Origin of the sequence: Jongsikchunia kroppenstedtii DSM 45133 (assembly GCF_000380485.1) — a bacterium.
Classification (GTDB): domain Bacteria; phylum Actinomycetota; class Actinomycetes; order Mycobacteriales; family Mycobacteriaceae; genus Jongsikchunia; species Jongsikchunia kroppenstedtii.
Map to the genome: position 1 here is coordinate 33,614 of NZ_AQYG01000046.1, position 24,125 is coordinate 57,738.

The 24,125-nt window shown below is 69.6% G+C and carries 20 protein-coding genes; 6 read left to right on the forward strand and 14 right to left on the reverse strand.

Annotated elements, in window-relative coordinates; translation table 11 throughout:
- The gene (locus tag G341_RS0109895) at positions 1-402 is read left to right on the forward strand and encodes an MmcQ/YjbR family DNA-binding protein (protein WP_018178975.1); all 402 of its coding nucleotides are present in this window, start codon (positions 1-3) and stop codon (positions 400-402) included.
- Here G341_RS0109895 and G341_RS0109900 read toward each other — a convergent pair.
- From G341_RS0109900 to G341_RS0109960, 13 genes are all read right to left on the reverse strand, one after another.
- A complete protein-coding gene (locus G341_RS0109900) occupies positions 399-1,325 on the reverse strand; it encodes a hypothetical protein (RefSeq protein ID WP_018178976.1) in 927 nt (308 codons plus the stop codon). The two genes, G341_RS0109895 and G341_RS0109900, sit on opposite strands and share 4 nt — an antisense overlap.
- Positions 1,326-1,436: 111 nt before the next feature.
- On the reverse strand, positions 1,437-1,796 hold the full coding sequence (locus G341_RS0109905) for a hypothetical protein (protein WP_018178977.1): 360 nt from the start codon (positions 1,794-1,796) through the stop codon (positions 1,437-1,439).
- Positions 1,797-1,851: 55 nt separating this feature from the next.
- Positions 1,852-2,865, reverse strand: a complete 1,014-nt coding sequence (locus tag G341_RS0109910) for a uroporphyrinogen decarboxylase/cobalamine-independent methonine synthase family protein (RefSeq protein WP_018178978.1) — start codon at positions 2,863-2,865, stop codon at positions 1,852-1,854.
- Entirely contained in the window at positions 2,865-3,953 is a 1,089-nt protein-coding gene (gene mnmA / locus G341_RS0109915; protein ID WP_018178979.1) for a tRNA 2-thiouridine(34) synthase MnmA, read from the reverse strand. The genes G341_RS0109910 and mnmA overlap by 1 nt, the downstream gene beginning before the upstream one ends.
- On the reverse strand, positions 3,953-5,191 hold the full coding sequence (locus G341_RS0109920) for a cysteine desulfurase family protein (RefSeq protein WP_081622505.1): 1,239 nt from the start codon (positions 5,189-5,191) through the stop codon (positions 3,953-3,955). Before G341_RS0109920 ends, mnmA begins: the two co-directional genes overlap by 1 nt.
- Before the next feature lie 69 nt (positions 5,192-5,260).
- Positions 5,261-6,646 carry an FAD-binding oxidoreductase gene (locus tag G341_RS0109925; RefSeq protein WP_018178981.1) on the reverse strand — a complete coding sequence of 462 codons (1,386 nt, stop codon included), beginning with the start codon at positions 6,644-6,646 and terminating at the stop codon, positions 5,261-5,263.
- Positions 6,647-6,796: 150 nt separating this feature from the next.
- Positions 6,797-10,273 (reverse strand): ATP-binding protein, encoded by a 3,477-nt coding sequence (locus G341_RS0109930; protein ID WP_018178982.1) that lies wholly within the window; start codon positions 10,271-10,273, stop codon positions 6,797-6,799.
- 98 nt (positions 10,274-10,371) lie between these two features.
- Complete coding sequence (locus G341_RS0109935) at positions 10,372-11,862, reverse strand: MFS transporter (protein WP_081622495.1); 1,491 nt, start codon at positions 11,860-11,862, stop codon at positions 10,372-10,374.
- Positions 11,863-11,951: 89 nt separating this feature from the next.
- Complete coding sequence (locus G341_RS0109940; RefSeq protein WP_018178984.1) at positions 11,952-12,713, reverse strand: dienelactone hydrolase family protein; 762 nt, start codon at positions 12,711-12,713, stop codon at positions 11,952-11,954.
- A 129-nt stretch (positions 12,714-12,842) separates the two neighbouring features.
- Complete coding sequence (locus G341_RS21675; RefSeq protein ID WP_245556959.1) at positions 12,843-13,709, reverse strand: lysophospholipid acyltransferase family protein; 867 nt, start codon at positions 13,707-13,709, stop codon at positions 12,843-12,845.
- Positions 13,710-13,750: 41 nt separating this feature from the next.
- Positions 13,751-14,572 (reverse strand): GNAT family N-acetyltransferase, encoded by an 822-nt coding sequence (locus G341_RS0109950; protein WP_018178986.1) that lies wholly within the window; start codon positions 14,570-14,572, stop codon positions 13,751-13,753.
- A gap of 246 nt (positions 14,573-14,818) precedes the next feature.
- Positions 14,819-15,769 (reverse strand): electron transfer flavoprotein subunit alpha/FixB family protein, encoded by a 951-nt coding sequence (locus G341_RS0109955; RefSeq protein WP_018178987.1) that lies wholly within the window; start codon positions 15,767-15,769, stop codon positions 14,819-14,821.
- A gap of 54 nt (positions 15,770-15,823) precedes the next feature.
- Positions 15,824-16,603, reverse strand: coding sequence for an electron transfer flavoprotein subunit beta/FixA family protein (locus tag G341_RS0109960; protein ID WP_018178988.1), 780 nt, complete (start codon positions 16,601-16,603; stop codon positions 15,824-15,826).
- 263 nt (positions 16,604-16,866) lie between these two features.
- Here G341_RS0109960 and G341_RS0109965 point away from each other — a divergent pair, with 263 nt between their 5' ends.
- The 5 genes from G341_RS0109965 (at position 16,867) to G341_RS0109985 (ending at position 23,536) form a co-directional block, all read left to right on the forward strand.
- Positions 16,867-17,616 carry a class I SAM-dependent methyltransferase gene (locus tag G341_RS0109965; protein WP_018178989.1) on the forward strand — a complete coding sequence of 250 codons (750 nt, stop codon included), beginning with the start codon at positions 16,867-16,869 and terminating at the stop codon, positions 17,614-17,616.
- A 76-nt stretch (positions 17,617-17,692) separates the two neighbouring features.
- Complete coding sequence (locus G341_RS0109970; RefSeq protein WP_018178990.1) at positions 17,693-19,258, forward strand: 1,4-alpha-glucan branching protein domain-containing protein; 1,566 nt, start codon at positions 17,693-17,695, stop codon at positions 19,256-19,258.
- Complete coding sequence (locus G341_RS0109975) at positions 19,255-20,586, forward strand: glycosyltransferase family 4 protein (RefSeq protein WP_018178991.1); 1,332 nt, start codon at positions 19,255-19,257, stop codon at positions 20,584-20,586. The genes G341_RS0109970 and G341_RS0109975 overlap by 4 nt, the downstream gene beginning before the upstream one ends.
- A gap of 563 nt (positions 20,587-21,149) precedes the next feature.
- The gene (locus tag G341_RS0109980; protein WP_018178992.1) at positions 21,150-22,787 is read left to right on the forward strand and encodes an LCP family protein; all 1,638 of its coding nucleotides are present in this window, start codon (positions 21,150-21,152) and stop codon (positions 22,785-22,787) included.
- Positions 22,784-23,536 (forward strand): lytic transglycosylase domain-containing protein, encoded by a 753-nt coding sequence (locus G341_RS0109985; RefSeq protein WP_018178993.1) that lies wholly within the window; start codon positions 22,784-22,786, stop codon positions 23,534-23,536. The genes G341_RS0109980 and G341_RS0109985 overlap by 4 nt, the downstream gene beginning before the upstream one ends.
- 13 nt (positions 23,537-23,549) lie before the next feature.
- Here G341_RS0109985 and G341_RS0109990 read toward each other — a convergent pair whose 3' ends face one another.
- Positions 23,550-24,110 carry a TIGR03086 family metal-binding protein gene (locus tag G341_RS0109990; RefSeq protein WP_018178994.1) on the reverse strand — a complete coding sequence of 187 codons (561 nt, stop codon included), beginning with the start codon at positions 24,108-24,110 and terminating at the stop codon, positions 23,550-23,552.
- Positions 24,111-24,125: the final 15 nt, after the last annotated feature.

Here is a 24,125-nt window from a genome sequence, read left to right on the forward strand (position 1 = left end):
ATGCCGCACCCGATCATGTTCGAGGACGACGATCCCGTACTCGCCCGGCTCCGCACGATCGCGCTCGCGTTCCCCGACGCCACCGAGCAGGTGGCGCACGGTCGGCCGACATTCCGCTGCGGCAAGCAGTTCGGCGTCTACGGCGGCGGCGTCAAGGGCGGCCACAACAGCTACCCGGCCGGCCTGCTGTTCAAGGCCGACCCGGCGGAACAGCAAGCACTGGAACAGGATCCGCGGTTCTGGGTCCCCGCCTACTACGGCGCCTACGGCTGGCTGGGCCTCGACCTGGCCGTGAAGCCGGACTGGTCGGAAGTGGTCGAGCTGCTCGATGCCAGTTACCGCCAGATCGCGCCGAAGCGCGCGCTCGCCCGGCTGGACGCGGGAGAGGGCCCGACCGGCTAGTCGTCGGCCAGCAGTTCGGCTACCGCCATCCGGCCCGCCAGCACGAGTTCGGCCGGCGCGAGCCGCCATCCCCAGGCCTCCAGGCGGCTGAAATACGGCGCCAGTCCGGCCATCTCGCCGTGCTCCCAGGATCCGGTCGAGATCGTGAATTCGAAGGCGCCGACGATCATCGCCAGCACTGCCCGACGCGGGCTCGGCACCCGCGGCGCGAGCAGGTGGATGTCGACATCGCGCGGCTCCGCATCGAGCCCCAGAATCTCCGCCGTCAGCGCCAGGCTCGCGGGCGACACCTCGGCCGCCATGGTGGTCATCGCGGTGGCGACGAATTCGTCACTCTCGGGCGGATCCGGCTGCGCGACAAGGATTTGCCGCAACCATGCCCGCCGTGCGTCTCGGACGGCCGACTCCTGGGCTCGAATCGCGGCGACGGTACGCCAGTTCGATGAGACCGATTCCGCCGACCACACGCGGGTCGCCTCCCGGCCGCGCGGCGCGCGCGACTCCCGAAGCTCGTCGCTGTCGATGGGCCGTCCACCGGACGAGATGTACCGGGCATGCAGGTCGAGGCCGTACGCGCCGGCGAGATCGGCCAGCTTCCATTCCGGCCGCCACAACCGGCACACCGAACACTGAACGGACCGACTGTCCGGGTCGGTGCGGAAGTACAGGACTCCCAGTATCTCGCGGTCGAATCGACCGCCGGCCACGCCCACCGACCAGCCCGCGAGTCCCGGCACCGCGCGCGAGACATCGAGCAGCAGATCATCGACCGTGGCGTCGGCCGCATAGGTCCAATGCTCTTCATGGCTGACGACATCGTCGCCCATGGCGACCGAATCGCGGTCGAACCGGACCCGGATGACGTCGTCCACCTGCGAATCCGATCCCTTCCACGGCACGAATTCATGCAGCCCGTATCGCATTGCGGTCTCCCGGTTCGACGCCTCGGGTCGTCGAGATCTCCGAGTCTTCGACGTCCTTGGTACCACGCGCGCCGTGCCGTCGACCTGACTCGTGGTTCGTTCGACCGATGGCTACGCCGAGCGCGAGCGGGCGGTGAACCACCGGCGACGATGCCTCGCCGGTGCCGGCACGGTGGCGGTCAGCCGGCCGAATGCCTCGCTGAACTCGACCAGTGCGCGGCGGTCTTCAAGGTCACCCGCCACGGTTCCGGTGCTGTCCCGGCCGCGATAGCCGCCGTAGACCTCGATCGGCACCTCGGTGCCATCGGTGACCGCGAGGGACTCCCAGCACAGCGGTAGGCACTGCGCCGAAACCCGACGACCGTCGAAGACCAGCACGATCTTCGATGTGAACCGCGTTGTCACCGCGCACAGATCCTCGGCGACCTCACCATCGAGCCCGCCCCGCGCAATGAGGAGATCGAGATACACCGGGCACTCCCCTCAACTGGTTGTCTCGGACGCTACTCCGGCACGCGGTCGTTCTCTAGAGCGCCGACGGATCGTCGGCGAACGCGGCGGCCGCCTGCGAACACAGCCGCAGTGCGTGGGCGGCCCACTGCGGATCGGCGCCCGCCAGCCCGCAGGCAGGTGTGACGATCACCTGGCGGGCCAGGACGTCCCGGCTCAGCCCGATGCCGTCGAGGGTACGAACCAGCGGCTCGACGACGCGCTCGACCGGCAGCTCAGCGACCGGCCGACCGGTGGGCACCAGACCGGCGACCAGGGTGCGGCCTGCGTCGAGATACTGCCCGAGCTCGTCCCAGGCCGCCTCGCCGATCCGCGAGAAGTCGACGCTCAGGCCGTCGAAGGTGTTGTTGTGCAGCAGTTCCCACGGGACTTCGGCGCCGCAGTGGTGCAGGATCGCGGGCCTGCCGACGTGGGCGACGAGCTCGCTCAGGGCCTGCGCCACATCCGGTGCGGGGATCGGCGGGTTGACATCGAGTCGGGTCAGCGGGGTGATCCGGCCGGCGATCACCCGGTCGACCAGCGGTTCGTCGAGCTGGATCACCGCGGCGGCGCCGAGGCGCCGTTCCAGATCGGCGGCGACCGCCGCGAGACCTTCGGCCAGTGACCCGAGGACGTCGTTCCAGGCGCCCCGATCGTGCACCAGCTTGTGGCCGCCGCGCAGCGCGACGGCGCCGGCGAGCGTGAACGGTCCGCAGGCGGCGATCTTGCACGGCTGTCCGCTGCCGATCAGGCCCGATCGATGCCAGGCCTCTTCGAGCGCATCCAGATCGGCGGACAAAAATCCCTTGGCCCGCTGCGTGATTCGGCTATTCGCCGCGCTCAGCTGGTAGTCGTTGCCGACGAGATCCAGTGACATGTCGACGAGGAAGGCCGCCGACCGACCGATCATGTCCGCGCCGGGACCGCGGGCCGGTAGTTCGGCCACATGACCGAAACCCAACTCCCCCACAATGATCGACGCCGACTCGGCCGGGTTCTCGCCCGGCATCGATCCGACACCGCTGGCCATGCCGGCCGGCAAGGCCGCCATCAGTGCGCGGCGGTGACGTCGATGCGACTGCTGCCGATCACCCGGTCGCCCCGGATGTCGTCCGCGGCGTACAACACCGCGGCCTGCCCCGGTGCGACCCCGGTCAAAGGCTCCCGCAAAGTGATTCGCACGCGATCGGCTCCGATCGGCTCCGCGAGCGCCGGCGCCAATCCACCATGGGCACGCACCTGCACGGTGCATTCGAATGGATCGTCCGGAATCTGCCCGCTGGTCCAGTTCGCCTTGACCGCATCGATCCGGGTGACCTCCAGATGCTCCGCCGATCCCACCGTGACGGTGCCCGCCGCCGGGTCGATCGCGGTGACATACCGCGGCTTGCCGTCGGTGGCCGGCGCCTCGATGCCGAGGCCCTTGCGCTGGCCGATCGTAAAGCCGTGCACGCCTTCGTGCTCGGCGAGCTTGGCGCCGGTGTCGGCGTCGATCACCGCGCCCGGCCGGATCCCGATGCTGGCGCCGAGAAACGCCTGGGTGTCACCGGTCGGGATGAAGCAGATGTCATGCGAGTCGGGCTTGTTCGCGACCGCCAGCCCGCGCCGCTCGGCCTCGGCCCGGATCTCCGGCTTGGGCGTATCGCCCACCGGGAACATGGCGTGCGCCAACTGATCCGCCGTCAGCACGGCGAGCACATAGGACTGGTCCTTGTCGCCATCGACGGCCCGGCGCAGTTCGCCGTCGGCGAGCCGTGCGTAGTGGCCGGTGGCGAGCGCATCGAAGCCCAGCGCCCGCGCGCGCTCGGCCAGCGCCGCGAACTTGATCTTCTCGTTGCAGGTCAGACACGGATTCGGCGTCTGCCCCACGGCGTAGGCGGCGACGAACTCGTCGATCACGTCTTCCTTGAAGCGGTCGGCGAAATCCCAGACGTAGAACGGGATTCCGAGGACATCGGCGGCCCGGCGGGCGTCGTCGGCGTCCTCCCGGGAGCAGCAGCCGCGCGATCCCGTGCGCAGCGTGCCCGGCGCGGTCGACAGGGCCAGATGCACCCCGACCACCTCGTGCCCGGCATCGACGGCCCGCGCCGCGGCGACGGCCGAATCCACCCCACCACTCATCGCGGCCAACACCCGCATCAGATGTCACCCGCCGCTCGGACGACCTCGGCCGTCGCGCGTCCGGCACCCGAAGCGCCGCCGGCCATTCCGGCTGCCCGGGCCCGGTCGACGACCTCGCCGATCACCTCGCCGACGCGGTCGACATCGGCGACGGTGGTGCTGGGCGCCAGCGAGAACCGCAGGGACCCGCGGGCATCGCCCCGGGTGCGGCCCATCGCCAGCAGCACATGGCTCGCCTGCGCCACCCCGGCGGTGCACGCCGACCCGGTCGAGCATTCGATTCCGTTGGCGTCCAACAGCATCAGCAGCGAATCGCCCTCGCAGCCGGGGAAGCTGACATGCACCACACCCGGCAGCCGCAGCGCCGGATCGGCCGGACCGTTCACCTCGGCGCCGGCCGCCGACAGCACGCCGACCAGCCGATCGCGCAACCGCGCGACCGATGCCGTCGACTGCGGCAGCTCCGCCACGGCCACCTCGAGCGCCGCCGCCATCGATGCCGCGCCCGCGGCATCCGGTGTGCCAGAACGGATATCGCGCTCGTGTCCGCCCCCGTGCTGCAGTGGCGTGCAGTCCACGTCACGGCGCAGCAGCAGCGCGGCCACGCCGTGCGGACCGCCGAACTTGTGGGCCGCGATGCTCAGCGCCGCCAGCCCGCTCGCCGCGAAATCGACCGGCACATGACCGGCCGCGGCGATGGCATCCGAATGCATCGGGACCTCGAATTCGGCCGCGATCGCCGCGAGCTCGCCGATCGGCTGCAGCGTCCCGACCTCATTGTTCGCCCACATGATGCTGATCAGCGCGGTCTCATCGGCATGGACCGCCAGCTCGGCGCGCAGCGCGCCCGGGTCGACGAACCCTGCCGAGTCCACCGGTAGATAGGTGACCTGCGCGCCCTCGTGCCGTTCGAGCCAGCCGAGCGGATCGAGCACCGCGTGATGCTCCACGGCAGATGTGATGATCCGGTGCCGGCGCGAATCGGCGAACCGGCGCGCCCAGTAGATCCCCTTGACCGCGAGGTTGTCGCTTTCCGTGCCGCCGCCGGTGAAGATCACCTCGGACGGACGCGCACCGATCGACCGCGCGATCGACTCGCGCGATTCCTCCAGCAGACGGCGGGCGCGGCGGCCGCTGCCGTGCAACGACGACGCATTCCCGGTCTCGGTCAGCGCACGCGTCAAGACCTCGACGGCTTGGGGAACCATCGGGGTCGACGCGGCATGGTCCAAATAGACCGGGGCTGGTGCAGACATACCGGTCCAGAATAACGACAGCTCAACCGCGTCGTATTCCGCGGTGATCACCCCGACGATCAGGGTGATTCAGCGCACCACCTGACCGACGGCGAGAACGCCCCGCGGGTCGTGCTGGCGGGCCAGTGCGGCGAGCCAGGCAACGGTGTCGTCGTCGTAGCAGGTACGGATCACCGCCGGGTCCGCGCTCGACACGAAGTTCGGCATCCGGCCGCCCGTCGCCCAGGGCCGCATGGCGTCGACCAGCCGATCGGCGTCGGCGACCACGGCCTGCTCGATCGGCCGCACCAGCACCCCGACGGTGTGCAGGTTGTATGCCGCGTCGCGATGACAGTAGGCGCTGTGAACAGCCGGTTCGTCCGCGAGGGCGCCGCCCAGCTGACGCAACTCGACCATCAGCAGGGTCGTGGCCGCGTCCGGTCCGGCCTGCCCGACCAGGGTCTGCACCGCTTCGTCGGTCAGCTCGCCCAGCAGCATGCCCGCCTCGTGCACCGGCATCGGATCGACCGGGTCGGCGTGGATCGCCCCGATCGCGGCATACGGCATCGGTCCCACGGCATCCAGGATCGGCGCCGCCACCGACCGGATCGACGCCAGCTCGGCGGCGGCCGCTGACGCAGGCGCGACGCTCGCATACCGCACCGCGACGGTGAACCGCCCCGCGAGCATCGGCGGTACGCCCGGCAGCTCCGGCAGCCGCATCAGCGCCACCGACGTGGACGCGGAGCGGGACAGCGTCGGCGCCCAGACGCGCCAGGCGTCGAGCACCACGGCGGCATCGGCACCGTCGAAATAGATCGCTCCGGCGTACATCTCGGACAGCTCCGGCAGCTCGATCACGACCTCGGTGATCAATCCCAGCGTCGCCTTGCCGCCCCGCAGTCCCCAGAACAGCTCGGCGTTCTCGTCGGGCGCCGCGCGCCGGATCACACCATCGCCGGTGACGACCTCGAAGGACCGGACGTAGTCGGCCGAGAGCCCGAAGGTCCGCACCAGCGGGCCGACCCCGCCACCGCTGAGCAGCCCGACGACGCCGACACCGGGGGCCGATCCGCAGACGGGCGCCAGACCGTGCGGCGCGGCGGCGTCGATCACCTGCTGCCAGCGCACACCGGCACCGACCCGCGCGGTCCGGTCCGCCGGATCGACCTCGCAGGTGTCGAGAGCGCCGGTGCGCACCAGCAGCGATCGACGATCCGTATCGATCGCCGCATGGCCCGTGGCCCGGACCCCGACCGTCATCCCGTGCTCGCCGGCGAACGCGATCACCGCGGCCACGTCCCGGGCATCGGCGACGTCGATCACCGCCGTCGGCTCGTTCACCGCGGTCACATTGAATCCGACTGTGTCGTAACCCGTTTCGCCGGGCCCATAGACAGCGCCGCGGATCTTCGCGCGGAGCCCATCGAGATCGGCGAGACGGTTGAAGTCGGTGAGATGCTGCTGGTAGGTCATCGTGGTCCTTGCCTTCGGGTAGTGGTGACCGCCCGATCACAGAACCGACCGGGCCGCTGCCCACACCCTCGCAACGGCCGCTTGGCGTGACCTTGGCTCCGCCTTGAAATCGCTATCGTCGCCGGCCCGGCACGACCAGGCGATGCACGATCAGCGGGCGCGGGCCGCCCGCGCCGCGTCCACGACTGCGGACAGTTCCATCCGCCCGGCCTGCGTCTCGATGTCGACGAGTTCGGCCTCCCGTCCGGGCCCGAGGTCCGACCGCACGGCCGCGACCAGCCGGCACTTCAGGAGATCCGGCGCGCCACCGGTGTATTCGCACAGCTCCCTCGCCCGCTTCAACGCCTCGTCACCGTCCGCGTCCTGGCCGAGCAGATAGTGCAGTTGGGCGAGCACGAGATCGACCGGGCCGACGCAGCCCACTTGACCCACCGTCGCGATGTACCCGCGGAACGGGATCAGATAGTCGATGAATCGCGGTGCCCAGTCGGCCATGTCTAGTTCGACGACGATGTTGGCGAGGATCACCGCCTGCGCGAGCGACGTCCAGACCATCGGCTGGGAGTGCGCGATCCAGGCCGTCACCATCGCGCGGGCCAGCTCATCGTCGCCGTGGTCGCGGGCTACGATCGCGACACCCGACGCGAGCAATACCGCCACCCGGTTTTCCGGGGCGACCGTCACCGCCGCCCTGGCCCAGCCGATCCGATCGCCCCGCTCGATTCCCAGCACGTCGTCGCCGATCTCGTCGAACAGGCCGCGCTGTGTCGCCATCGCCATCGTGGCCAGCGCACCCGACCCGGCCACGTACAGCTCGGTCTGGCGATGCACCGCGATGGCGGTGCCGAGATGAGAGCGGGCGAGATCGAATTCGCCGCGCCACACCGCGAGCGCCGCCTGCATCCATCGAAGCTGTGCGCGCAGAATCGGCAATCGCATACGTTCACTGCCGGCGATGCCGCGCCGCAGGTGGTGCTCGGTCGCCTCGATGTCGCCGAGCGTCATCGTCGCCATCGTGATCACCGAGTCGGTGATCACCAGATCGACCGGTGAACCGACGTGCGGCAGCTGCTGGATCGCGCGGGCGAGATCCATGGTCTCCTGCGCCCGATCGGCCGCACCCGCATAGGTGATGAGCCGAGCGAGCATGACATCGGCGGATACGTCCGGATCGTCCAGCGATTCGGCCAGCGCCTCGGCTCTCGCCAGGTAGTCGGCCGGCACGGCGGCGTCCGGGTGGTAGCAGTGTCCGATCGCCAGCGCCCCCAGCACACGCGCGGCGCTCGCGGGATCATCGACGACGCAGGCCTCTGCATCGGCCAACACCCCATGCAGCGAACTGATCTCGGCGGTCGGCGCGATCCACGGCCAGCCGCCGCCGGCGCGCACCAGGGCACTGGCGAGGCGGCCGGCGGTCGCGGTGCCCCCAGCCCGGATCGCCTCACCGAGCCGGGCTTCGACGGTGTCGAGGACCAGCTGGACGCGTCCGGCGCGCGACTGCGCACCGAGCATGTCGATGAGCAATCCGTCCCGCACGGCGACGTCCTGGTCGGCCTGCGGCAGAGATTCGTAGGTCCGCAGCGCCGACTGCAGCCAGTAGGCGGAGTTCTCCGAATCCCACCGCGCCGTCGCCTCGGCCGCCGCCGCCCGGCAGGCCTCGATCGCCTCCGAGGTCTCGACGATCGGCAGCGCGGCCAGCAGATGCCCGGCCCGGCGGGCCGTCACATCCTGTCCCCCTTGTTCTTTCAATATCTCCGCCACCCGAAGGTTGATCCGGCAGCGGCGCAGTGGGCGGATCGACGCCATCGCCTCCTCGCGCAGCAGCGCGTGCCCGAACACGGTTCGGCGACGGCCCGGCTCGGCGACCACGATGCGCTCGTCGGCCGCCTCGTCGAGGCAGTCGGCGATGCTCTCGAGGTCGCGGCCCATCACCTCGGCGACCAGTCGCGGATCGATCTCGTCGCCGATCACCGACGCATAGCCGACGACTTCGAGCACCGCGGGATCGAGCGAGGCCAGCCGGCGGTCCAGCACCGACCGCACCGCGGCCGGAATCACCTCGCGCCGTTCCGAACTCGGCAGTCGCGCATATTCGGATACGTACAGCGGATTGCCGCCGGTGCGGTCGAACAGCATGTCGACTTCGTCCACCGCTACATCGGCGCCGGCGACCTGTTCGACGAGCAGCCGCACCTCGTCCCGGCGCAATGCCGGCACGGTGATCACCCGACCGACGCGCACGAGCGCCGCGCGCAGGCGTTCGACCGCGGGCTCGATCTCTTCTTCGCGGACCGTGACGATCATCCGCAGCGGGCAATCGCGCGTCGTGCCCGTCAGGTACACGAGCAGGCCGAGCGACATCGGGTCGGCCCACTGCACGTCGTCGATGATCACGGTCAGCGGTTGCTGCCGGGCGGCCGACTCGATCAGCGACTGCACCCGCTCGTATACAGCGAAGCGAGCCCCGTCCGCGTCCGCGTCGGCGGGCACCGACAAGACGTCGGCCGGGTCGGCGGCGAGGTCGCGGCACAGCTGGCGCAGCGGCCACCACGCGGGCAGCCCGCCGGCATCCGGGCAGCGGATCCAGACGACTTTGTCACCGGCCGCCGCCGCGATCCGCGCGGCCTCTTGGGCGAGCCGGGTCTTGCCGATGCCGGCGGGGCCGGACAGCGCCAGCCACCCCGCGACGGCCCGATCGGCCTCCAAGAACTCTCGGACCGAACGCATCTCGGAGTCGCGGCCGACCAGCGACCCGACCGCGTCGTCGATCGCCGCCGTCACCGGCGCATCCGCGACGTCGACGGCGATCGCCGGCTCGGCCGCCACTGATACCGTCGTCGAACCGGACCAGTGCGGCTCGCGCGGCCACGCGGCGATCTCCGGATCATGACGCAGGATCGATCCCTGCAGCTCGCGCAGCTCCGTTCCCGGATCGAGTCCCAGCTCCGCGTCCAATGTCTCGGAATGCTCGGTGAAAACGCTGAGCGCCTCGGCGCCCCGACCGGCCCGATAGAGCGCAAGCATGTGCAGCCACACCCCGCGTTCGCGCAACGGATCCTCGCCCCGCAGCGCGGCGATCTCGGCGAGGGCGGCACCGGTGTCGGCCGCCGCGAGCAGCGCCGTGATGTGTGCCTCGGCAACGGCCCGCCGGGTCTCGGTCAGGGCAGAGGCTTCGATGGCGACCCAGTCCTGGTCGCCGGCGTCCTGCAACAACGGACCGCGCCACAACCGCAGTGCGGTCTCGCTCAGCTCGCGTGCCGCGTCCCAGCGCTGTTCCTCGGTCGCAGCCCGCACCTGCTTCGCCAACGCGCCGAACTCCAGCATGTCCACTCGGTCGTCGGCCAGGCTCAATCGATACCCCGGCTTAACCCGCTCGATCGGCGACCGGTCGCCCGCCTGATCGCGCAGGGCCCGCCGCAGGTTGGAGATATACGCCTGCAGGCTGGTCGACGCGGCCGGTGGCGGAGACTCGCCCCACACGGCATCGACGAGACGATCGGTCGACACCACGGCGCCGCGGGCGAGTACCAGCGCCGACAGGACGACCCGCTGCTTCGGCGAACCGAGATCGACCGGGACCCCGTCCTGCCGCACCTCGAGCGGTCCCAGCATCAGGAACTCGCGCATCGAACCCCCTTGTCCGGCTAGCCCGGATTGCCCGGAACGAATAGGGGCACAGTGTACTTCCCGCCCGGGCACTTTCCATGGGACGATCCCCGATCGCATCAACCACGACGGACAAGACTCGTGCGCGTCTCGGCCACGGTCCGCACCGGCGGGGCCGCCAGCGCGCCGTCGTCGGTGGTCGCACGCGCCGATCGCATGGCGACCACGACCACCAGGGCGCCGCACACCGCGATGATGCAGCTGGTCCACAGCGCGGCGCGGAGGCCATCGACATAGGCGGTCGGCGAGCCGCCCTGCAGCACCGACTGCGCCGGGAACAGCGCGCCGAGGGCCGCGACACCGAGCGCGATGCCGGCTTGCCGGAAGACGTCGTTGATTCCGGCGACCAGGCCGGCGTCGTCCCGCCGGTTCTCCGCCAGCACCACTCCGCTGATCACCGGATTGAACAGTCCCGCGCCGATCGATGCGACCACGAAGCCCGGCACCAGGACCCAGCCGCTGGAATCCGGCTCGGCGACCGTCATCCAGAGGAGCCCGGCGGCGACCGCCAGCATCGCCAGCGACAGCAGGATCCACGGACGGATCCGGCCGATAAGTTGGCTGGTGAGTCCCGCGACCATGAACATCGCCAGCGTTCCCGGCAGGTAGACGAGGCCGGCCTTGATCGCCGACATGCCCAGCACGCCCTGCAGGTAGATCGTCACGTAGACGAAGCACGCGAACATCGATGCCGAGATCGCGAAGGTCACCATCTGTGCGCCCGCGAACGACGCGCCCGTGAACATGCCCAGCGGCAGCATCGGCTCTGCTACAACGGATTCGGCCACCAGAAAGGCCAGCAGGGCGGCGACGGCCAGCGCGAACACGGCCACCGTGCGCCCGTCCGACCAGCCGCGGGCGTTGGCTTCGATGAAGCCATAGGTGAGCACCCCCAGACTGACGGTGGCGGTCACCTGCCCCCAGTAGTCGTTGCGGCGCGGCGCACTGCTCCGCGATTCGTCGACCCATCGCGTCCCCACCAGCATGAGCACGCCGACCGGGATGTTGATCTGGAAGATGGCACGCCAATCGAGCAGTTCCGTCAACGCGCCGCCCAGCAGCGGCCCGATCGCGAAGGATGCACCGATCGTCGCGCCGTATGCGGCGAGCGACTTCGTCCGTTCGGCCGAGCCGGGAAACGCGTGCGACAGCAGGGCCAACGATGTCGCGAACAGCAGTGCGGCGCCGAGGCCCTGGGCGACGCGTGCCGCGTTGAGCATCACCATCGTCTCGGCTGCTGCGCATATCACCGAGGCGACGGTGAAAATGATTGCCCCGATGATGAATACGTAGCGTCGGCCGACGCGATCAGCCCAGGCGCCCGCGCTGAGCACCACGGTCGCCAACGCCAGTGTGTAGCCGTCGATCACCCACTTCAGCGCGCCCATCCCGGCATCGAACTCACGCGTGATCGCCGGTATCGCTGTGTTGACGATCGCGATGTCGAGCATCAGCATCGCCGTGGCCACACAGACCACTGCAAGCGTAATACGCTGCCCAACAGTAAATTTCGAGGTTTCCGCCCCGGAGTGAACGCCAGTGCCCGTCATGATTCCGCCATTTCTGTCGATCCATCAGTGACGACAGGATGGCCACGGGCGCTTGGAGCCCCCTTGCGGTCGGCTTGCCGACCGGCTCGTCAGGCCGCCGCGGCGCCGCCGCCTCGCAGATGTCTGACGAAGAAGCGGGTGTCGATCCGGTCGACCGGCACCGTGAAATGACTGCCCGGGAACGCGTGCAGCGTCTTGTCCAACGAACCAAACTCGCCGAACAATGTCAGGCCCGAGTCGCGATCGATCTCGTCGTCGTCCCAGGGCAGCAGGAATTCGATCGGAATGCTGACCTGGCGGGCGGCCCGGATGAGTTCGTCGTACACGAATACGCCGCCGAAGATCGCCGCTGTGATGCGAGGGTCGACCGCAGCCAGCGGGATTCCGATCGCGCTCGCAAGAGTCATTCCCGAGTACCCGATGGGGCCGCCGTCGCCGATCTCGGGAAGTCGGGTCAACGCGTCGATCGTCGCGCGCCACTCCGGCACGGCCCGGTCGGCGAGCGAGGCGTTGTAGGCGGCGATGGTCGACGCCATCGATCGGCCCGCGGCACGGTCGGCGAACATCGCCTCGACCCACCGCTGGTCCTCGGTGGATCGCGGGCGGTCGCCGTGGCCCGGCGCATCGATCGCGGCCACCGCGAACCCGTCGTGGAGCACCGCGTCGCGGGCCCGCCCGACCAGCCTGGCCGATCGTTTGTGCAACCCGCCGCCATGACCCATGAGGACGAGCGGGGTACCCGGCGACGCCGATTCCGGTGACCACAGCACCCCGGGAACGTCGTCGATCAGAAAGTCGCGCTCGACGATGCCGTCGGCGATCGCCTGCGTGGTGAAAAGTGAAGTGTGCATTGGGTTGTGCCTTTCGAAGAATTCATGAGAGGCACTCCCTGCGACCTAGGCCGGTCGCGAGATCGTGAACTCGGAAGGGAGTACCCACGGGGATACGTTGCTCATGGGTCTCACCTCCAGCACGTCACGTCACGAACTACGGGAAAGCGTAGCCACCTCATCCGGGACTGGCGAAGCATTTATCGGCCCCCGCCGATCGACGCCGAGCACCACGCGTTCGCACCGGTCGGCGAGCTCGCGCCTATCCCCCGCCGGCAGTTCCAGTTCGTGGATCCGCACGCGCACCGTGATCGATGGGGCCGCCAGCACGCGGCGCAGGGTGTCGCCCAGGCCGTCGTCACCGATGAATCCGGCCTCGGCAGCCGCCGAACCATCGCGATGGTGGTAGCTGACGGTGATCGGCAGCACCGGCACCGCGGCGATCGTGGCCGCCTCGAAGAATGCCGGGTGAAAGCGGCCGGCGCCGCGATGGACATGCCCTCCGCGATCGACGCCGGGCGCGCCGCAGAAAGTGGTGCCTTCGGGGAACACCGCGACCGACTCATGCAGCTGCAGCCGACCGGTCACCGCGTGGACCGTGGCGGGCAGATCCCGCAACGACTGCCGGCGCAGCGGAATGATGCCGAATCGGCGGCAGAGGAAGCCGGTCGCGGCCGACTCCACCACCTCCGCCTTCGCCACGAACCGGGCCGGGACCACCGCCGCGATCGCCGCGATGTCCAGGAAGGACACGTGATTGGCGACCACCAGGCCGACACCGCGCCCGGCGAAGGGCCGCTCGTCGACCACCTCGATCCGAACTCCGAGCGCGGCCAGCAGCCGTGCTGCGGCGCGGCGCGCGAACCGCCGACGCACGACACCCGGCAGCGGGGCGACCATCACGGCCAGCGCGAGCAGCCAGCCCGCCGTCGCGACCAGCCGGACGACGCGACCGCAGCGCGCGATCGCCGACACCCGCGCCTGCGGCGCGATGCAGCCGTCGCCGCAAGCACTCACCGGAAACCAGCCATGAACGGGTACGAGCGCCGGCGCGGACATCAGATACTGCGCTCCGCAGCGAGGGCCGCCGATTGCAGCCGCTGCACATATCTCTCGTTGGCAGTTCGTCGGTCGAGCAGCGTGACGAAGTCGGCCACGCCGAAGTCCGGATCATGGCCCGGTTCGCCGCAGATCACCGCGCCCATCCGCAGATAGCCGCGCAGCAGCGGCGGGAACTTCAGCAGCCGCGGCGGCTCGATGTCGTCCAGGCGTCGACCGTCGAGCACCACCCGCCGGTGCGGAAACACCTGCCACGGCGCCTGGTGGCGATCGCGGACGTAGTCGCGCAGTCCTCGAACCTGCTCGCCCGGCACGTCCGCGGGATCGACCTGAACGGGGACCGACGTGCAGCCGGCGAGGTAGCGGTAGCCGGTGACGTCGAGGTAGCGCACGATGCCCGACCACATCAGGGCGAGCACGCTGCCCGAGCGGTGCCCGGCCGCGACCGTCGCCCGGCCCATCTCGACCAGCTGCGGCGCAATGGGATCCAGCTCGGCGATGTCGAATTCCGTTGCGGTGTAGAGGCCGCCGGCCGCGATCGCGCCGGGCGGCGGCAGCATGCGGTAGCAGCCGATCACCTCGCCGGTGGGCTCATGCCGGGCGATCAGGTGATCGCAGAACTCGTCGAAGCGGTCGATGTCGCGGCCATCGGTGACACCGGCCATCGCCGACTCGTATCCGGGTTCGGTCGCGAAGACCTGATAGCGCAGTCGCTGCACCGCGGCGATGTCGTCGGGTGCGGTCGTCAGCTCGAGCCGATAGTCACCCGCCTGCGCGAGCACCCGGTCGGCTGCTGTCGTTTCTGTCAAGAAAACGGTCATGCGCTAGGTGTATCGACCGCGTCGGACTGCGGGACCTACGGCGGGTTTCGTGTCCTCACCACCATCGTGAACACCCTCGACGGGTTGGTGAACACCTCTCGAATCGTTTGCCCGCCGCTCGCACAGGTGAACCCGGGCGAAACCGGGGACAACAAAACCCTGGGTCCGACAAACGGCGGTCTCCGACAGCAAAACGGCCCCCGAGTGCGCACTCGGGGGCCGTTCTGTTGACGCTCAGTCAGCGCATCACTTGCGCTTCTTGACCTCTTCGGTCAGCTGCGGCGCGACGTTGAACAGGTCGCCCACGATGCCGTAGTCGGCGATCTCGAAGATCGGCGCTTCCTCGTCCTTATTGACGGCGACGATGGTCTTCGACGTCTGCATGCCGGCGCGGTGCTGGATGGCGCCCGAGATGCCCAGGGCGACATACAGCTGCGGCGACACGGTCTTGCCGGTCTGACCGACCTGGAACTGGCCCGGGTAGTAGCCCGAGTCGACGGCCGCACGCGAGGCGCCGACGGCGGCACCCAGCGAATCGGCGAGCTCCTCGACGACCGAGAACTTCTCGGCGCTGCCGACGCCGCGGCCACCGGAGACGACGATCGACGCCTCGGTCAGCTCCGGGCGGTCGCCACCGACATTCGGCTCGGCCGAAGTGATCTTGACGGCATTCTCGGCCGGGGCCGGAACCTCGACGTCGACCTTCTCGCCGGCGGCAGGCTGCGGGTCGGCCTCGATGCCACCCGGACGGACGCTGATCACCGGGGTGCCCTTGGCCTGGGCCTCGACGATGAACGCACCACCGAAGATCGAGTGGACGCCGACGCCGCCGTCCTTGACCTCGATGACGTCGGCGAGGACGCCCGAGCCCAGGCGTGCGCCCAGGCGACCGGCGATCTCCTTGCCGTCGGCGTTCGCCGGGACCAGGATGCCGGCGGGGCCGACCTGCTCGGCCAGCCCGGACAGCACGTCCACGGCCGGGGTGAGCAGGTACTGGCTCACGACGTCGGACTCGGCGGCGTACACCTTCTCGGCGCCGGCGGCCTTGAGGCCCTCCAGCAACTTGTCGGTGGTGCCCGGGGCGGCCACGACGACCGCGCTCGGGGTGCCGAGGGCACGGGCGGCGGTGATCAGTTCGGAGGTGACCTTCTTCAGCTCACCATCGGCGTGCTCGACGAGCACGAGTACTTCTGCCATTGCTATTGCTCCTGAAAGTTCTGAGATTGAGGGATACGGATGTCGGTCGCCAGATCAGATGATCTTCTGGCCCACCAGGAACTCGGCCAGCTTGACGCCGCCGTCGCCCTCGTCGACAACCTTCTCGCCCGCGGCCTTCGGCGGCTTCGGGGTGGAACTCAGGACGGTGCTGCCGGCGTTCGCCTGCCCGACCTCGCCCGCCTCGACGCCGATGTCGGCGAGCGAGAGAACCTGGATCTCCTTCTTCTTCGCGGCCATGATGCCCTTGAAGGACGGGAACCGCGGCTCGTTGATCTTCTCGGTGACGCTCACGATGGCCGGCAACGTCGCCTCGAGGCCGAAGATGCCCTCGTCGGTCTCGCGCTCACCGGTCAGCTTGTCGCCCTCGACCGTCAGCTTGCGCAGGTGCGTCAGCTGCGGGAGTTCGAGGTACTCGGCGATGATCGCCGGCACCGCGCCGACCCGACCGTCAGAGGCCTCGTTGCCGGCGATGACCAACTCCACGCCCTCGATGGTGCCCAGCGCGCGGGCCAGCACCCAGGCGGTCTGGACGGTGTCCGAACCGGCCATCTGATCGTCCTGGATGTGGACGGCTTTGTCGGCGCCCATGGACAGGGCCTTGCGGATTGCGTCGGTGGCCTTCTCCGGGCCGACGGTCAGGATGGTGACCTCGCCGCCGTTGGCTTCCTTGATCTGCAGCGCCTCTTCGACCGCACGTTCGTTGATTTCGCAGATCACCGGATCGATGTCACGGTCGAGAGTGAAATCCGCGTTGAGCTTGCGCTCGGAGTTCGTGTCGGGAACCTGCTTGATCAGCACGACAATGTTCGTCATGGGTCTGCGTCGACCTCCTAGTAGTGGTGGGCCTCGGGGCGAGCGTCCCGGACCGCTGCATATGGGCGGACGGGACACCAAAGCGGCCCGACCGGATCGTTTGGAACTTACCGGCCGGTAAGTATTCCATCGCCACCCATCACTGTAGCGGGTGCGTTATCTGCGTCTACCAGGTGATGCGCGACTTTCACCACAGGCCCGCCCGCCGGCCCGAAGACAACCACCGGGTGAACGTGTTACAGAACCCGGTTACGCTCGCTGTGATGACTGACGACACCACCCTGGCACTCACCGGCGAACGTACCGTTCCCGGGATCCCGGAGGAGAACTACTGGTTCCGCCGGCACGAGGTCGCCTACGAATTCATTCTGGAGCGCTGCCGCGGCCGCGACGTCCTGGAGGCCGGCTCCGGCGAGGGCTACGGCGCCAACCTGCTGTCGACCGTCGCCGGCTCGGTGACCTGCGTCGACTACGACGAATCGGCCGTGGCGCACACCCGCGCGCGCTACCCGCACGTCCGCATCGAGCAGGGCAACCTGATCGATCTGCCGCTGCCCGACGCATCGGTCGATGTCGTCGTCAACTTCCAGGTGATCGAGCATCTCTGGGACCAGGACAAGTTCATCGCCGAGTGCGCCCGCGTGCTCCGTCCCGGCGGCGAGCTGCTCATCAGCACGCCCAACCGGATCACCTTCTCCCCCGGCCGCGACACCCCGCTCAACCCGTTCCACACCCGCGAGCTCAGCGGCGCCGAGATGACGGAGCTGCTGGTCGGCGGCGGCTTCACCGTCGACCGCATGCTCGGCGTGCACCACGGCCCGCGGCTCACCCAGCTCGACGACAAGTGGGGCGGCTCGTTCATCGACGCGCAGATCCAGCGCGCCCTCTCCGGCGAACCCTGGCCGACCGACCTCACCGCCGACGTCGCCGGGATCACGACCGCCGACTTCTCGATCCTCGAACCGGACATCGACGCCAGCCTCGACCTGCTGGCCATCGCCAGACGCAGCTGAGACCGTCGTGACTGCCCCCACACGATCCGGCCCGCCCCGATCCGACCCCCCGAGCCGGTCCGACTCAGTACCCGGGATGTTCACCCTGGTGCTGCACTCGCACCTGCCCTGGCTGGCCAACCACGGCCGCTGGCCGGTCGGCGAGGAGTGGCTCTACCAGTCGTGGGCCGGCTCGTATCAGCGCGTGTTCGCGGTCCTGCGGGGCCTGGCCGCCGACGGGTTCACCGACCAGATCAGCCTCGGCATGACGCCGGTACTCGCGGCCCAACTCGACGACCCGCACTGCCTGGCGTCGATGCATCAGTGGCTCGGCGACTGGCAGCTGCGCGCCCGCGAGGCGGCACAGATGCGCACGACCGACGCGGCGCCCGGCACCGCCGGCACGCCGGAGGCGCTCAATGTCCTCGGTCATCACGAGCATCGCGCCGCCGCGGCCGCGCTGCGCGATTTCGAAACCCGTTGGCGTCATGGCGGTTCCGCCGCGCTGCGGTCGGTTGTCGATGCCGGCACGGTCGAGGTGCTCGGCGGGCCGCTCGCCCACCCCTTCCAACCACTGCTGGACCCGCGGCTACGGCGCCTGTCGCTGCACGAGGGGCTGGCCGACGCGGATCGGCGGATCGGAACGCGGCCGACCGGCATGTGGGCGCCCGAATGCGCTTACACCCCGGGCATGGAACGCGGCTACGCCGAGGCCGGGGTCACCCACTTCATGGTCGACGGCCCCTCGCTGCGCGGCGACACGTCGCTCGGCCGCCCGGTGCGGGATTCTGATGTCGTCGCCTTCGGCCGCGACCTGCAGGTCAGCTACCGCGTCTGGTCGCCCAAGTCGGGATACCCGGGCCATCGTGACTACCGCGACTTCCACACCTACGACCACCTCACCGGCCTCAAGCCCGCCCGCGTCACCAGCCGCACCACCGACGGCCCGGACAAGAAGCCGTACGACCCCGATCGCGCCGCGGCCGCCGTCCGCGAGCATGCCGCCGACTTCGTCGCCAGTGTCCGCGATCGGCTGATCTCCGAGAGCGAGCGCATCGGCCGCCCGGCGCACGTGATCGCCGCCTTCGACACCGAGCTCTACGGACACTGGTGGCATGAGGGGCCGCAGTGGCTCGATCAGGTGCTGCGTGCACTGCCGGAGGCCGGCGTCACGGTGGGCACGCTGAAAACCGCACGGGCGCAAGGGTTCGTAGGCGAGCCCGTGCAGCTTGAGGACTCGTCCTGGGGATCGGGCAAGGACTGGCGCGTCTGGAACGGACCCCAGGTGGCCGATCTGGTGCAGCTGAACGCGGAGGTCGTCGAGACCGCGCTGGCGACCATCGACAAGCGTCGGCAGAACATCGCCGGAACCACCGGGCGCGACCGGGTCAGCGATCAGATCCTGCGCGAGGCGCTGCTGACGGTCTCGTCGGACTGGGCCTTCCTGGTCAGCAAGGACACCGCCGCCGGGTACGCCCGCGACCGCGCCCATAAGCATGCGCACGCGACCCGCGAGATCTGCGCGGCGGCCGACAGCGGCCGCGAGCACACCGCACGCACGCTGGCGGCCGGGTGGTCATCCGCCGACAATCTGTTCGCCGGCCTGGATGCTCGGCGGCTCGATCTGGACGTCCATGACCACAGTCAAGGGAGCACGCGATGAAGATCCTGATGGTGTCGTGGGAGTACCCACCGGTCGTGGTCGGCGGCCTGGGCCGGCACGTGCATCAGCTCGCGGTGCATCTGGCGGAGATCGGGCACGACGTGGTGGTGCTCTCGCGCCAGCCGTCCGGCTCCGACGGCAAGACGCATCCGCCGACCGATCGCCACGTCGAGGGCGTGCGCGTCATCGCGATCCCGGAAGATCCGCCGCATTTCGATTTCGGCGAAGACATGATGGCCTGGACCCTCGGCATGGGGCATGCCCTGGTGCGGGCCGGCGTCCGACTGCGCGCGCTCAACGAGATTCCCTCCGAGCTGCCGAGCTCGGCGCAGGCTGAGCCCTGGATCCCGGACGTGGTCCACGCACACGACTGGCTGGTGGCGCATGCGGCGATCGCCCTGGCCGAATTCTTCGACGTCCCACTGGTTTGCACGATCCATGCCACCGAGGCCGGCCGGCACAGCGGCTGGGTGAGCGGCCGGGTCAACCGGCAGGTGCACTCGGTCGAGTGGTGGCTGGCCGCCGAATCCGATGCGCTCATCGCCTGTTCGGAATCGATGCACGACGAGGTCAGCCGGCTCTTCGGACCGGACCTGGCCGAAGTCCACGTCATCCACAACGGCATCGACCTGGACGAGTGGCCTTTCAATCACGAACGCCCCGGCGGCGGCCCGCCGCGGCTGCTGTTCGCCGGTCGGCTCGAGTACGAGAAGGGCATTCAGGATGCGATCGCGGCCCTGCCGGCGATCCGGCGCACCCACCCGGGAACGACGCTGTCCGTGGCCGGCGACGGCACCCAGCTGGAATGGCTGACCGCCGAGGCGCACCGACACGGCGTCGCCGACGCCGTCCACTTCATCGGTCGGGTCACGCACGACAAGCTGCTCGCGCTGCTGCACGACTGCGACGCGATCGTGCTGCCGAGCCGCTACGAGCCCTTCGGCATCGTAGCCCTGGAAGCTGCGGCGACCGGCGCCCCGCTGATCACCTCCACCGCGGGCGGGCTCGGTGACGCCGTCGCCGACGGCGTGAGCGGGCTCAGCTTCGAACCGGCGGACGTGACCGGTCTCGCCACGGCCGTGCGGCGGGTGCTCGACGACCCGGCCGCCGCCGCGGCACGTGCACTCACCGCCCGCGAGCGGCTGGTCGACTTCACCTGGGATCGCGCCGCCGAGCGGACCGAGCAGGTGTACCTCGGCGCCAAGCGGCGCATCCGCCAGCCGATCGGCCGGCCCGACATCATCGAACGACCGCTGCCCGAGCGCGACCCGAGCCAGCCGCCGGCGACGGAGCCAGTCGACTTCGCGGGGTCGTCCGACCAGATGTAATTCACGCCACTTCTGCGTGACGACATCGGCGTTCGGTCGCCGGAATGCGCTGAATGTCGCGATTTGTGCATCGCACCTGCCCACTCACCGGCGCGCGTGGCGAAAGCACGGCGAAACCGATGGCACCCTGTAAAGAACAGATCGAGAGGAATAGAGTGACCGAGGACTCGCCACGTCCGAGGCGCCGGCGCGCCAAGGACGTTCTGGCTGAGGCGCAAGCGGCCCATCGAGTGCCCCTGGAGCAGCAGCCGGGCACCTCTGAGGCGGCTCCGGAGGCAGATCCGCCCGCGCCGATCGAGTCGTCCGGTCCGCCGCCCTCTGCTCCCCCGCCATCGCGGACGCCGCCCCCGGCGCCGGTCCCACCAGTACCGCCGGCTCCACCTGTCCCATCCGCACCGCCCACCGCAGCCGTGCCGCCCGTCCCATCCGCACCACCGACCGAGCCGGTCGAGGCAGCGCCGGCCGCGCCATATGCGCCCCCGGCCCCAGCACCGACCCCGCCCCCGACAGCGGAGACCGAGTCCCTGCCGCCCCGGACCCGCCGCGCCGCGAAGCCGGTCCGAATGGCGGCGACCCGCCCGCCCCGCCGACCGGGCGGCTCCGGCCGCTGGGCGCTGCGCAGCATCGTCGCCGTCGCAACCGTGGCGGTGCTGGTCGCCACCGGCGTGAGCTGGACCATCTACCGGCACTCGACAAGCGGGTTCACCCGATCCGGCGCGCTGGCCGGCGGGCCGACCTCCAAGCACGGCGACCAGAACATCCTCGTCATGGGACTCGACAGTCGCCTCGACGAACACGGAAACCCGTTGCCGCAGGCGATGTACGACGCCCTGCATGCCGGGAGCGCCGACGACGGCGGCATGAACGCGAACGTTCTGATGCTGCTGCATGTCCCCGGCGACGGGTCCAAGGCGACCGCGATCTCGATCCCCCGCGACGACTACGTCAATCTCGACGGCTGCCCGAGCAACAACTGCCAGGGAAAGATCAAGCAGGCCTACGGATTCGCCTACGCCGAGAAGCGCCAGAGCCTCAGCGCGCAGGGCGACATCAGCCCGGACGACCTGGAGAGCCAGTCCCGCGAGGCCGGCCGCAGGTCGGAGATCGCGACCGTCCGGCAGTTCCTCGGCAATGTGCCCATCGACCATTTCATCGAGGTGACACTGGCGGCGTTCTTCCAGGTCGCCGAGGTGGTGCAGCCGATCACCGTGTGCCTCAATCAGGACACCTCGGACAGCTATTCCGGCGCCCGATTCCACAAGGGAGTGCAGAAGATCAATGCCTCGCAGGCGATGGCCTTCGTCCGCCAGCGCCGCGATCCCAACCCCGATCTGAACTTCACCGACCTCGATCGCGATCGTCGACAGCAGGCGTTCGTCATCTCGCTGATGCAACAGCTGACCAAGAACGGAACGCTGACGAATCTCGGCCAGATGAATCGGCTGCTGAACGTGGCCAAGGCCAACATCGCCTTCGATGACGGCTTCGACCTGGTGAAATTCGCCACCACGTCGTCCAACCTCACCGGTGGCAACGTCACCTTCTTCACGCTGCCGATCGATCATTTCGGCGCGAACGAGAACGGCGAAGACGTCAACTTCGTGAACCTGCCGCAAATCCACTCGATCGTCCGGCAGGTCCTGGGCCCCGACGCCGTCGCCCCGGAAACCAGCACCAGCAGCACGAATACCGCTGCCCCGCAGGCGATCACCGGCGCCGACGGAAAGGTGCTCAACGTCGTCAACTCGTCCGGCGAGAACGGCATGGCCGCCCAGTACGAGGAGTTGCTCGCCGCCCGCGGCTTCACCCGGGGTTCCGCGTCGACCGGTTCGACGATCGACTCGACCACCCAGGTCGAATACGGCAGCGGCGCGCAGGGCCCGGCGACCGAGCTCGCGCAGATGCTCGGCGGATCGGTCACCGCGGAGGCCGACACGAGCCTGGAGCCCAACTCGGTGCGACTGATCATCGGAACCGATCTGCCGGACGCGTCCGCGCTCGGCCAGAGCAGCACTACCAGCTCCGAATCCGACGACACCGACTCCAGCACCGGGCCGACCGACCCCAACGCCACCGAATCCGTGTCCGCCCCGTCCGGGCCGGCACAGATCGTCAACGGAACCGGGACGGGCGCGAACGCCCCGGCGCCGACCGATCTGGTGAACCTGACGAACACTGCGAGCGTGCCATGCGTGAAATGACCCCGACCGCCACCCGGCGGCGCAGCCCGAACACCCGCATCAAACGCGGCCTGGCAGCGGGCGGCGCGCTGGCCGCGGTGACGCTGCTGGCCACCGGCTGCCTGGGCCTGAACACCCCGAATGTGGACATCCCCCAGGGCGTTCCGCCGGGTGCGGGCGCCGCCGTGCCGTACCTGCACATCAACGCTCCCGGCCGCACCGCCGATCAGCTCGCCGACTGGGCCCGCCCCATCTCGGCCGGCACCGGCATCCCGTTGCTGGCGATGGAGGCATATGGCAACGCCGCGGAGATCCAGCGCCAACAGCATCCCGAATGCGGGATCACCTGGACGACGATCGCCGGCATCGGTTCGGTCGAGAGCAAGAACGGCACCTACCACGGCGCCGAGATCGCGGCCGACGGTCACGTGTCACCGCCGATCCGCGGGGTGCCGCTGGACGGCACCGGCGGCAACATGTCGATCTCCGCCTCCGACGGCACCACGCCCGCGCAGGCGATGGGCCCGTTCCAGTTCATCCCCGAGACGTGGCAGCGTTTCGGCGTCGACGCCAACGGTGACGGCAAGGCCGACCCGGACAACATCGATGACGCGGCACTGACGGCGGCGCGCTACCTCTGCGTGTCCGGCGGAGACCTCACGTCCGCGACCGGCTGGGTCCGGGCAGTGCGGATCTACAACAACTCCGACGCCTACGTCCGCGAGGTCGCCTCGCGAGCCAATGCCTTCTCGGTAGGCGTCGCCTATTAGCCGAGAGGACTGCCTACTGCGGGTCCCTCCCCGACAGGGCGACCAGGCGGTCCAGCGCCGGCGCATCGTCGCCGACATCGACGCGCGGCGCGAATGCCTTTCCGGCGCCCTGGAAGTCGGGCGTGAGCATGCCCGGCGCGAATGCCAGCGAGGCTTCGAGCCCGTCGGTGGCGGGCTCCCAGACGACGCCGGCGGCTCGCGCAAGGTCCCAGCCGTGCACCTGGTACTCCCACAGGATCATCGAGGCGGCCATGTCGCCGGGCATCCCTGCGTCGCCGATGTTCAACGGATGCGCGAGTGCGGCCGGCAGGACCTCCCGCAGTCGCGCCGCGGCCTGTCGAACCTGATCGGCACCGCTGCCCTCGACGGTCACACTGTCCGCGTCGCTGCAGCGGTGGTCGTCGGAGGTGAAGCCGTCGGTGAATGCCGTGAGCCAGCCGACCACATGCGCGCGAAGCGTCTGAAAGTCGTAGTCGGAGCACGGAGTCGGGGCGGTCGGTGGGGTGTCCGCCGCCCGGTCGAGGAGGTCGGCGAGCTGATCGAGAACGCGGAGCAGGGCTGTTGACGTGTCCATGTGGTCGACGTTACG